Origin of the sequence: Stenotrophomonas sp. (assembly GCF_032103445.1) — a bacterium.
Lineage (GTDB): Bacteria > Pseudomonadota > Gammaproteobacteria > Xanthomonadales > Xanthomonadaceae > Stenotrophomonas.
Window position 1 is genome coordinate 1 of sequence record NZ_DAMDFR010000094.1, and the last position, 10,615, is coordinate 10,615.

The following is a 10,615-nucleotide window of genomic DNA, read 5'->3' on the forward strand; positions in this document are numbered from 1 at the left end:
GCGTCGGCGTCGGGCGCGAACTCGGCCGACAGTTCGGCGCGGGCGGCCCCGTGGCGGACCACGCCGCTGTCGGCGCGCAGGCCGGACAGGAAGCCGAGGGCGTCCACCATCAGCGACTTGCCGGCCCCGGTTTCACCGGAAACAACAGTCATGCCCGGCCCGAACTCCAGTTCGGTGGCGCGGACGACGGCGAAATCCTTGATCGAAAGATGTCTGAGCATGGTATTGGGTTCTTGAGCCGCGCAACGCTAGCATGGGCGCGGGGCCACTCCAATGACTTGCCAACGTCCACGCCAGCCATTATCAAGGCGGGCGTCTCACAGGCTGATTCCATGCACGCACCTTCGCCACCGCTGGCACCGCGCGCCCGCCACCTGCTGCGGACCCTGATCGCGCGCCATATCCAGGATGGCGAACCGGTGGGGTCGCAGACGCTGGCGCGACTGGCAGGCCTGGACGTCAGCCCGGCCACCATCCGCAACATCCTGGGCGACCTGGAAGACCTGGGCCTGCTCAGCTCGCCCCATACCTCGGCCGGACGGGTGCCCACCGCCACCGGTTACCGGGTGTTCGTCGACAGCCTGGTCAAGATGCAGCCGCCGGGCGAGGGCGAACTGCAGCGCCTGCGCAGCGAGCTGTCCAGCGGCACCGGCACCCAGGCGCTGCTGGGCAGTGCCTCGGAACTGCTGTCGGCGATGAGTCATTTCGTGGGCGTGGTGGGGGCGCCCCGGCGCGAACAGTTCGCGTTCCGGCATATCGATTTCGTGGCGCTGGATGCGCGCCGGGTGCTGGCCATTCTGGTGTTCGCCGACAACGAGGTGCAGAACCGGGTGATCGAGCCGCGCCGCGCCTGGGAGCCGGCCGAGCTGGAGCGGGTCGCCAACTACCTCAATGCGCACTGCGCCGGCCGCACCCTGGCCGAGATCCGCGCCGGCCTGCTGCTGGAGCTGCGCCAGGCGCGTTCGGAAATGGAGCAGCTGCTCGCCCACAGCGTGGAGCTGGCGGAGCAGGCACTGGCCCCGCCGGCGGACGACATCGTGCTGGCCGGGCAGACCCGCCTGATGGGGGTGCAGGACCTGTCCGACCTGGAGCGGCTGCGCGAGCTGTTTGACGTATTTGCCAGCAAGCGCGAGATCCTGCAGCTGCTGGAACGCACCAGCCAGGCCCCGGGGGTACGCATCTTCATTGGCGAGGAAACCGGGGTGGTGCCGCTGGAAAGTGTGTCGCTGGTGACCGCGCCGTACTCGGCCGGTGGCCAGGTGCTGGGCGTACTGGGGGTGATTGGCCCGAAGCGGATGGCCTATGACCGCATGATTCCGCTGGTGGAAGCCACCGCCCAGGTGCTGGGGGCGGCGTTGGACGCGCCCTCGAGCGGCGGATTGTCCCGGGAACGCAGCTAAAAGCGTCTTCAGCTCTTGAATCGGTCCGCCGCGCCCACATAGGGGGTGTGGAGGCGGGGAGTGACCGCCAAGGACCCGAACATGAATCAAGATCAGCCCGATACCGCCACCCCGTCCCCGGCCGACGCCGCTGCCGAAGGTTCTTCGCTGCAGCAGCAGCTGGAGGCCCTGCAGAACGAGGTCGCCCTGCTGCGTTCGGAGTCGCTGCGCGAACGCGCCGACCTGGACAACCAGCGCAAGCGCGTGGCCCGCGACGTGGAACAGGCGCGCCGCTTCGCCAATGAAAAACTGCTGGGCGAACTGCTGCCGGTGTTCGACAGCCTGGACGCCGGCCTGAATGCCGCCGGCACCGAGGCCAGCCCGCTGCGCGAAGGCTTGGAGCTGACCTACAAGCAGCTGCTGAAGGTCGCCGCCGACAACGGCCTGACCCTGCTGGACCCGACCGGCCAGCCGTTCAACCCGGAACACCACCAGGCCATCAGCCAGGTCGACGCCCCCGGCGCGGCCCCGGGCAGCGTGGTCCAGGTGTTCCAGAAGGGCTATCTGCTCAACGACCGCCTGCTGCGTCCTGCGCTGGTGGTGGTTGCGCGCGATTGATTAACGGTGCAGCCGGGCAAGCCCGGCTCTACGCGGGGAATGGGTTGAATGTGACAAACCCATCCCCCACATCCCATTCATAACCCGGCAGCCGCCGGACAGTACTTAAGAACTTTCAGGAGTCTCCCCATGGGCAAGATCATTGGTATCGACCTCGGCACCACCAACTCGTGTGTGGCGATCATGGACGGCGGCAAGGCCCGCGTCATCGAAAATGCGGAGGGCGACCGCACCACGCCTTCCATCGTCGCCTACACCAAGGACGGCGAAGTGCTGGTGGGTGCCTCGGCCAAGCGCCAGGCGGTCACCAATCCGAAGAACACCTTCTACGCCGTCAAGCGCCTGATCGGCCGCAAGTTCACCGACGCTGAAGTCCAGAAGGACATCGCGCACGTGCCGTATTCGATCCTGGCCCACGACAACGGCGACGCCTGGGTTGCCACCAGCGATGCCAAGAAGATGGCTCCGCAGGAAATCTCCGCCCGCGTGCTGGAGAAGATGAAGAAGACCGCCGAAGCGTTCCTGGGTGAGACCGTCACCGAGGCCGTGATCACCGTGCCGGCCTACTTCAACGACAGCCAGCGCCAGGCGACCAAGGACGCCGGCCGCATTGCCGGTCTGGAAGTGAAGCGCATCATCAACGAGCCGACCGCCGCAGCCCTGGCCTATGGCCTGGACAAGGGTGACGGCAAGGACCGCAAGATCGTCGTCTACGATCTGGGCGGCGGCACCTTCGACGTGTCGATCATCGAAATCGCCAATGTCGACGGTGAAAAGCAGTTCGAAGTGCTGGCCACCAACGGCGACACCTTCCTGGGCGGCGAAGACTTCGACAACCGCGTCATCGAATACCTGGTGGACGAGTTCAACAAGGACCAGGGCATCGACCTGCGCAAGGATCCGCTGGCGCTGCAGCGCCTGAAGGACGCCGCCGAGCGCGCCAAGATCGAGCTGTCCACCAGCCAGCAGACCGAAGTGAACCTGCCGTACGTCACCGCTGACGCGTCGGGTCCGAAGCACCTGAACATCAAGCTGACCCGCGCCAAGCTGGAAGCGCTGGTGGAAGACCTGATCAAGAAGTCGATCGAGCCGTGCCGCATCGCGCTGAATGATGCCGGCCTGCGTTCGAGCGACATCAGCGAAGTGATCCTGGTCGGCGGCCAGACCCGCATGCCGAAGGTGCAGCAGGCGGTGACCGAGTTCTTCGGCAAGGAGCCGCGCAAGGACGTCAACCCGGACGAAGCCGTGGCACTGGGTGCGGCGATCCAGGGCGGCGTGCTGGGCGGCGACGTCAAGGACGTGCTGCTGCTGGACGTGACCCCGCTGTCGCTGGGTATCGAAACCATGGGCGGCGTGTTCACCAAGATCATCGAAAAGAACACCACCATTCCGACCAAGGCCTCGCAGGTGTTCTCCACCGCCGAGGACAACCAGTCGGCGGTGACCGTGCACGTGCTGCAGGGTGAGCGCGAACAGGCCCGCTTCAACAAGTCGCTGGCCAAGTTCGACCTGTCCGGCATCGAACCGGCTCCGCGCGGCCTGCCGCAGGTGGAAGTGTCGTTCGACATCGACGCCAACGGCATCCTGCATGTGTCGGCCAAGGACAAGAAGACCAACAAGGAACAGAAGGTCGAGATCAAGGCCGGTTCGGGTCTGTCCGAGGACGAAATCGCACGCATGGTGGCCGATGCCGAAGCCAACCGCGAAGAAGACAAGAAGTTCCACGAGCTGGTCCAGGCCCGCAACCAGGCTGACGCGCTGATCCACGGTACCCGTACCGCGATCACCGAACACGGCAGCAAGGTCGGCGGCGATGTGATCGGCAAGGTGGAATCGGCCCTGGCCGATCTGGAAACCGCGATGAAGGGCGACGACAAGGCGCAGATCGAAGCCAAGTCGAAGGCGCTGGAAGAAGCCGGCCAGTCGCTGTTCGCAGCGGCGTCGGCGGCTGACCAGGGCGGTGCCGCCCCGGGCGGCGAGTCGGCTGGCAACGGTGGTTCGGCCGCCCACGACGACGTGGTCGACGCCGAGTTCACCGAAGTCAAGGACGACAAGAAGTCCTGATCCAGACGCGACACGGGACGCTGCGCAGGCAGCGTCCCGTTGTCACATCTCAGATCCTGACCGCCACAGCCCGGCGTGTCGGGGGCGATACCCGACTGCCGGACAACGATTGAAGTTATGAGCAAGCGCGACTATTACGAAGTGCTGGGCGTGACCCGCACCGCCAGCGAAGAAGAATTGAAGAAGGCCTATCGCCGTTGCGCGATGAAGTTCCACCCTGACCGCAATCCGGGTGACGCCGCTGCCGAAGCCTCCTTCAAGGAGTGCAAGGAAGCCTACGAAACCCTGTCCGATGCGACCAAGCGCCGCATGTACGACGCCCACGGCCACGCCGCGTTCGAGCACGGCATGGGCGGTGGTGGTCCGGGCGGCCCGGACATGGGCGACATCTTCGGCGACATCTTCGGCAATATCTTTGGTGGAGCCGGCGGTGGTCCGCGCCAGGCACGTCGCGGTGCCGACATCGGTTACGTGATGGAGCTGGACCTGGAAGAAGCCGTGCGGGGCATCGAGCGCCGCATCGAGATTCCGACCCTGGCCGAGTGCGATGACTGCAACGGCAGTGGCTCGGAAGACGGCAAGGTGGAAACCTGTTCGGTGTGCAAGGGACATGGCCAGGTGCGCATCCAGCGCGGCATCTTCGCCATGCAGCAAGCCTGCCACAACTGCAACGGCCGCGGCCAGATCATCCAGAATCCCTGCAAGACCTGTCACGGCAACGGCCGTGTCGAGGAAGACAAGGTGTTGTCGGTCAAGGTGCCTGCGGGCGTCGACACCGGCGACCGCATCCGCCTGGCGGGCGAAGGTGAAGCCGGCCCCGCCGGTACGCCGCCGGGCGACCTGTATGTGGAAGTGCGCGTGCGCGAGCACGACATCTTCCAGCGCGACGGCGACGACCTGCACTGCGAGGTGCCGATCCGCATTTCGCAGGCGGCACTGGGCGACACCGTGCGCGTGGCTACCCTGGGCGGCTATGCCGAGATCCGCATCCCGGCCGAAACCCAGACCGGCAAGCTGTTCCGTCTGCGTGGCAAGGGCGTACGTTCGGTGCGCAGCCGCAGCGAAGGCGATCTGTACTGCCGCGTCGTCGTGGAGACCCCGGTCAACCTCACCGCTGAGCAGCGCAAACTGCTGGAGCAGTTCGAAACGACCTTCGTCGGCGAGGAAGCACGTAAGCACTCGCCGAAGTCGGCCACCTTCCTGGATGGCGTCAAGGGCTTCTGGGACCGCATGACCTCGTAATGAGGATTGGTTCCATTGGTAACGAAGAACGCCGGCAATGCCGGCGTTTTTTTATAATGGACGCATGAACGAACCCCTCGAAAGCCACCTCGTCCACGGTCGCCGCCAGCGCCCGGACGGTCCGTCGCCGGTCGACGTCATCTCGGTCCAGTCCCAACTGGTCTACGGCCATGCGGGCAACAGCGCGGCGGTGCCACCGCTGCGCGCGCTGGGTGTGCGCGTGGCGGAGATTCCCACCACGCTGCTCAGCAACGCGCCGTTCTATGCCACCACGCGCGGTCGTGTGCTGCCGTCGGAGTGGTTCGCCGACCTGCTGCTGGGTGCGGGCGAACGCGGCCTGCCGCAACGCGCGCGCATGCTGGTGTCGGGCTACTTCGGCAGCGTCGGCAACGGCGCGGCCTTTGCCGACTGGCTCGATGCAGTACTGCCGACTTCGCCGCAGCTGCGCTACTGCCTGGACCCGGTGATTGGTGACACCCATACCGGGCCCTATGTGGAACCTGGGCTGGAAACCATTTTCGCCGAGCGCCTGCTGCCGCATGCCTGGCTGGTGACACCGAACGCGTTCGAGCTCAATCGCCTGACCGGGCTGCCCAGCCTGGAAGAGGGCGACGCCATTGTCGCCGCACAGGCACTGCTGGCACGTGGCCCGCAGTGGGTGCTGGCGCACAGTGTCGGCGGCGAGCCCGGCCAGCTGGTCACCCTGGCGGTCAGCCGCGAGGCGATCTGGCGCTGGTCTTCGCCGCATCTGCCGGTGGACGTGGCCGGCACCGGAGACGTGCTGATGTCGCTGCTGGTTGCCTTCCTGCTGCGCGGCGAGACGTTTGAACAGGCGATTTCGCGCGCGATCGCCGGCGTGCATGTGGCGCTGGAAACCACCCTGGCCAACCACCACGAAGAATTCGATGTGCTGGCCGCCGCGCCGGCCGCCTTGGCCTTCCCCGACCGCTTCGTAGCCGAGCGTCTGGCGTGAGCGTGCGCCCGCTGATCGGCATTGTCGGCAGTGCCGGTGCCTACGGGCGCTGGCTGCAGCGTTTCTTTGAACAGCGCATGGGCCTGGAGGTGATCGGGCATGATCCGGCCGATCCGGATTCGCATTCGCCGGACGACCTGCTGGAACGCGCGCAGGTGCTGATCTTCTCCGCACCGATCCGGCATACGCCGGCGCTGGTGGCCGAGTACGTCGAGCGCTCGGCCGGGCGCGAAGCTGGCCGGTTGTGGCTGGACGTTACTTCGGTCAAGAGCGCACCGGTGGCCGCCATGCTGGAATCACAGGCCGAGGTGGTGGGGCTGCATCCGATGACCGCGCCGCCCAAGGCTCCCACGCTGAAGGGTCGGGTGATGGTGGTCTGCCAGGCGCGCGTGAGCCACTGGCAGCCATGGGTCGACGCGCTGTGCGCGGCGCTGGAAGCCGAGTGCGTGCAGGCCACGCCCGAACACCACGACCAGGTGATGGCGCTGGTGCAGGCCATGGTGCATGCCACCCATCTGGCCCAGGCTGGGGTGCTGCGCGAGTACGCGCCGCTGCTGGGCGCGCTGCCGGCATTGATGCCGTACCGGTCGGCCTCGTTCGAGCTGGATACCGCGATCATCGCGCGCATTCTGTCGATGAATCCGGTGATCTACGAGGACATCCAGTTCGGCAACCCGCATGTGGCCCCGATGCTGGAACGTCTGCTCGGCCAGTTGCAGCAGCTGCACCAGCAGGTGCTGCAGGGCGATGACGCGGCGCGGGCGGATTTCCGCCATCAGCTGCTGCGGGTGAACCGTGAGCACCAGGGTGACGCGCAGCTGGCCGAAGGCAACTACACGTTTGAACGGGTGGGGTATCTGCTGGCTGACCTGACCGAGCGCAACGCGATCAGTGTGCACCTGCCGGAGGACCGCCCGGGCTCATTGCGCGAGCTGCTGCATGTGTTCGAGCGCCATGGGGTCAGTCTGGCGTCGATCCATTCCTCGCGTACGCCAGGCGGTGAGGTGCATTTCCGCATGGGGTTTGTACCGGGAAGCGATCTCGCGGCGATGGCGCGGGCGGCGCAGGAAATCGACGCCAGCGGTATTGGCCGGGTGCTGTCGCGCTGAGGCGGTGGGCAGTTCATCCACAGGGGGTGTGGATGAACTGCGCACAAAGGTGTGGATAAGTGCGGGCAGGTCCCGGCAGGCAACGCTGTCAAGAGACCTGGTGATTAATTGACCAGCGTTACGTGCTCAACGTCAGTGCACCATCGCGCGTGTGGTACTGGCGGCCATCCCGTTCGAGCGGTTCGCCGGAATCCAGCTCATAACGCTTTTCGCCGCCATCGGCCTGGTCGGCAACGAACTCCAAAATGATGCGGGTTTCGCCATTGGCGTCAGTGGCGGGGAACTGGCGGAACGACATGCAGCACCTCCTTCAGCGGCCTGTTGGGTAGCGCCACCATGCGACCGCTGCCGTTACCGGCGCGTCATCAATCGATGAATTGCAGTCGCGCCAGTTCAGCGTACAGGCCGCCTTCGGCCAGCAACTCGGCATGGGTGCCCTGGGCCACAATGCGGCCGTGGTCCATCACCACGATCCGGTCGGCCTTCAGCACCGTGGCCAGCCGGTGCGCGATCACCAGGGTGGTGCGCCCGGCCATCAGCCGCTCCAGCGCCTGCTGTACGGCGCGCTCGCTCTGCGCGTCCAGTGCGCTGGTGGCTTCGTCCAGCAGCAGGATGGGCGCGTCCTTGAGCAGGGCGCGGGCAATCGCGATGCGCTGCTGCTGGCCGCCGGACAGGCGCGCGCCGCGCTCGCCCAGCTCGCTCAGGTAGCCGTCGGGCAGCGCCTGCAGGAAGTCGTCGGCTTCGGCGGCTTCGGCGGCCTGTTGCACCTCCTCGTCGCTGGCGTCCAGCCGCCCGTAGCGGATGTTGTCCAGCGCGGTGGCGGCAAACAGGGTGGGCTGCTGTGGCACCAGCGCCATCTTCGCGCGCAGCTGCGCCGGGTCGAACTGGCGGATGTCCACGCCGTCCACTTCCACGCCACCGGCGGCCGGGTCGTGGAAGCGCAGCAGCATCGACAGCACCGTGCTCTTGCCGGCACCGGAGGGCCCGACCAGGGCCACGGTCTCGCCCGGGCGCACATGCAGGTCGAAGTGATCCAGCGCGGCGGTGTCGGGGCGTTGCGGATAATGGAACACCACGTCGTTGAAGCGGATCTCGCCGCGCAGGGGGGCGGGCAGGGCCAGCGGGTGGGCCGGTGGGGTGATCTCCACGTCTTCCTGCAGCAGCTCGGCAATCCGGCCCATGCCGCCCGAAGCACGCTGCAGTTCGTTCCAGACTTCGGCCAGTGCGCCCACCGAACCGCCGCCGATCAGTGCATACAGCACGAACTGGCCCAGCGTGCCGGCACTCATGCGGCCATCGATGACATCGTGCGCGCCCAGCCACAGCACACCGACGATGGCACCGAAGATCATCACGATGGCAACGGCGGTGACCAGCGACTGCGCGGTAATGCGACGGCGCGCGGCCTTGATCGATTCGCCCAGTGCCGCGTTGAAGCGTCCGCGCTCGTAGGGCTCGCGCGCATGCGCCTGGACCGTGCGCACGGCCCCCAACGTTTCTGCGGCGAGCGAGTTGGCATCGGCAATGCGGTCCTGGCTGGCGCGTGAGATGTGGCGCAGGCGGGCGGCGCCGATGAGGATCGGCAGGATCGCCAGCGGAATGCCCACCAGCGACCACGCGGCCAGCCGGGGGCTGGTGATGAACAGCATGGTCAGGCTGCCTACCACGGTGACGCTGCTGCGCAGGGCCACTGACATGGTGGAACCGATCACGCTGCGCAGCAGTTCGCTGTCGGCGGTGAGGCGGGAAACGAGCTCGCCGCTGCGGCTGCGGTCGTGGAAGCCGGCCCCCAGGCTGATCAGGTGGGCGTACAGCCGGCTGCGCAGGTCGGCGACCACCTTTTCGCCCAGCATCGAAACGAAGAAGAAGCGCGCGGCGGTGGCCAGCGCCAGCACCACCGCGACCAGGAACAGCAGAGCGAAGGCGCGGTTGATGTCGCCGTTGCTGCTGAAGCCGTGGTCGATCATCTGCTTCACCGCCGGAGGCAGGCTGAGCGTGGCCGCCGACGATATTGCCAGTGCGACCAGCCAGGCCGAGAACAGCCCGATATGGCGGCGCACGAACGGCCACAGCGTCCCCAGGCTGCCCAGGCGGCGCAGGGGTGGGGCAGGCGTGGCGGAGGTGTCAGTCATAGGGGAGATCCTGGAGCAGTGCGCAGATGCACGCGGATACGATCACGTGTGGCGTCGCGCAGACGGATTTTCAACGGTTCCACCTGGTCGGCGGGCAGTCGCAGCTGCAGTTCCACGCCGCGGGCGGTAAACGACTCATCGATTTTTTCAGCGGCGTGTGCGGCCACGGCGGCGTGCAGAGTGCCCAGATCTTCGAACGGGGCCTGCACCTCCAGCTCGGCCAGGGCGATCAGCGGCACGCGCGGCGCGGCGCGCAGGCATTCGGCGGCGGTGCCGCCATAGGCCCGCACCAGCCCGCCGGCACCGAGCTTGATGCCGCCGTACCAGCGGATCACCACCACCATCACCCGGTCGAAGCCCTGGCCATCGATGGCGGCCAGGATCGGGCGGCCGGCGGTGCCGGCGGGTTCGCCGTCGTCGCTGGAGCGGTAATCCTGACCGTGGCGGTAGGCCCAGCAGTTGTGGGTGGCATCGGGTACCGCCACCTGCTGCAGGAAGTCGAGTGCAGCGGCAGCGCTTTCAATCGGCGCAGCGTGCGCGATGAAGCGGCTGTGCTTGACGTCCAGGCTGTGGCTGACCGGTTGGGCGAGTGTATCGGGCATCGCCGACCATTCTAGTGGGCCGCGCTCAGGAATCGAGCAGAGCGCGCAGATCGCGCGGCACCCGCACTTCCGGGTAGTGCTGAAGGTAGCGGCGCAGGCTGGCGCGAGCAGTCTCCAGGTCGCCCGCATCGCGGCGTTCGCGGATGCGCTCGATCCATTGGCGACGCGGCAGCAGAGCGTCCGCATCCACGGCCGTGGTGATCGCCGACGCGTCCGGTTGCCCGCCGAAGTCGGCCGGCGCGGCGCGCTGGGCGCGCAGGGCAGACTTTTCGCGTGGTGTCTCGATCTTCGAGCCGGTCACCTGGATGGCGTCCAGCGCGGCGCGCTCTTCCGCCGCCGGTGCGGCAGTCGTCTCGGCCGGTGCAGGCGCAGGTGGAACCGGTATCGGCGGTGCTGCGCTGTAGGTGCCAAGCGTCAACGCTTCCGTGGGTTCCGGTGCCGGTGCCGGTGCCGGTGCATGTGCTGCTGCTGGCGCGGGCGCTGCCGGCGCGGGGGG

Annotated in this window: 10 protein-coding genes and 1 pseudogene; 6 read left to right on the top strand and 5 right to left on the bottom strand. The window is 67.1% G+C overall.

What is annotated here, in order from left to right; translation table 11 throughout:
• Positions 1-221 (bottom strand): AAA family ATPase (locus RT551_RS19970; protein WP_313461757.1); only part of this gene is annotated, 221 nt, incomplete at its 3' end.
• A gap of 111 nt (positions 222-332) precedes the next feature.
• On the opposite strand from RT551_RS19970, the gene hrcA reads away from it, so the two are divergent.
• From hrcA to RT551_RS20000, 6 genes are all read left to right on the top strand, one after another.
• Positions 333-1,400 (top strand): heat-inducible transcriptional repressor HrcA, encoded by a 1,068-nt coding sequence (gene hrcA, locus RT551_RS19975; RefSeq protein WP_313461759.1) that lies wholly within the window; start codon positions 333-335, stop codon positions 1,398-1,400.
• An 81-nt stretch (positions 1,401-1,481) separates the two neighbouring features.
• Positions 1,482-1,997: a nucleotide exchange factor GrpE gene (gene grpE, locus RT551_RS19980; protein WP_311190937.1), complete on the top strand. Its 516-nt coding sequence runs from the start codon at positions 1,482-1,484 to the stop codon at positions 1,995-1,997.
• Positions 1,998-2,126: 129 nt separating this feature from the next.
• Positions 2,127-4,061, top strand: coding sequence for a molecular chaperone DnaK (dnaK, locus tag RT551_RS19985; protein ID WP_311190938.1), 1,935 nt, complete (start codon positions 2,127-2,129; stop codon positions 4,059-4,061).
• A gap of 117 nt (positions 4,062-4,178) precedes the next feature.
• Complete coding sequence (gene dnaJ / locus RT551_RS19990) at positions 4,179-5,303, top strand: molecular chaperone DnaJ (protein WP_313461762.1); 1,125 nt, start codon at positions 4,179-4,181, stop codon at positions 5,301-5,303.
• Positions 5,304-5,367: 64 nt separating this feature from the next.
• Entirely contained in the window at positions 5,368-6,276 is a 909-nt protein-coding gene (pdxY, locus tag RT551_RS19995) for a pyridoxal kinase (RefSeq protein WP_313461764.1), read from the top strand.
• Positions 6,273-7,385 (top strand): prephenate dehydrogenase, encoded by a 1,113-nt coding sequence (locus RT551_RS20000; RefSeq protein WP_313461766.1) that lies wholly within the window; start codon positions 6,273-6,275, stop codon positions 7,383-7,385. Before pdxY ends, RT551_RS20000 begins: the two co-directional genes overlap by 4 nt.
• A 118-nt stretch (positions 7,386-7,503) precedes the next feature.
• Here the strand turns inward: RT551_RS20000 and RT551_RS20005 are convergent, their stop codons facing one another.
• From RT551_RS20005 to RT551_RS20020, 4 genes and pseudogenes are all read right to left on the bottom strand, one after another.
• Complete coding sequence (locus RT551_RS20005; RefSeq protein WP_313461768.1) at positions 7,504-7,683, bottom strand: hypothetical protein; 180 nt, start codon at positions 7,681-7,683, stop codon at positions 7,504-7,506.
• A 67-nt stretch (positions 7,684-7,750) separates the two neighbouring features.
• The gene (locus RT551_RS20010; protein ID WP_313461770.1) at positions 7,751-9,517 is read right to left on the bottom strand and encodes an ABC transporter transmembrane domain-containing protein; all 1,767 of its coding nucleotides are present in this window, start codon (positions 9,515-9,517) and stop codon (positions 7,751-7,753) included.
• On the bottom strand, positions 9,514-10,119 hold the full coding sequence (locus RT551_RS20015) for a YigZ family protein (protein ID WP_313461772.1): 606 nt from the start codon (positions 10,117-10,119) through the stop codon (positions 9,514-9,516). Before RT551_RS20015 ends, RT551_RS20010 begins: the two co-directional genes overlap by 4 nt.
• 25 nt (positions 10,120-10,144) lie before the next feature.
• Positions 10,145-10,615 (bottom strand): annotated as a pseudogene (locus RT551_RS20020) (hypothetical protein); the annotation flags it as partial.

What these genes read in the sequence shown, in the direction of transcription:
- dnaJ (WP_313461762.1), top strand. Translation starts at nt 4,179, where the DNA reads ATGAGCAAGCGCGACTATTACGAAGTGCTGGGCGTGACCCGCACCGCC.
- hrcA (WP_313461759.1), top strand. Translation starts at nt 333, where the DNA reads ATGCACGCACCTTCGCCACCGCTGGCACCGCGCGCCCGCCACCTGCTG.
- grpE (WP_311190937.1), top strand. Translation starts at nt 1,482, where the DNA reads ATGAATCAAGATCAGCCCGATACCGCCACCCCGTCCCCGGCCGACGCC.
- pdxY (WP_313461764.1), top strand. Translation starts at nt 5,368, where the DNA reads ATGAACGAACCCCTCGAAAGCCACCTCGTCCACGGTCGCCGCCAGCGC.
- RT551_RS20005 (WP_313461768.1), bottom strand. Translation starts at nt 7,683, where the DNA reads ATGTCGTTCCGCCAGTTCCCCGCCACTGACGCCAATGGCGAAACCCGC.
- RT551_RS20010 (WP_313461770.1), bottom strand. Translation starts at nt 9,517, where the DNA reads ATGACTGACACCTCCGCCACGCCTGCCCCACCCCTGCGCCGCCTGGGC.
- dnaK (WP_311190938.1), top strand. Translation starts at nt 2,127, where the DNA reads ATGGGCAAGATCATTGGTATCGACCTCGGCACCACCAACTCGTGTGTG.
- RT551_RS20015 (WP_313461772.1), bottom strand. Translation starts at nt 10,119, where the DNA reads ATGCCCGATACACTCGCCCAACCGGTCAGCCACAGCCTGGACGTCAAG.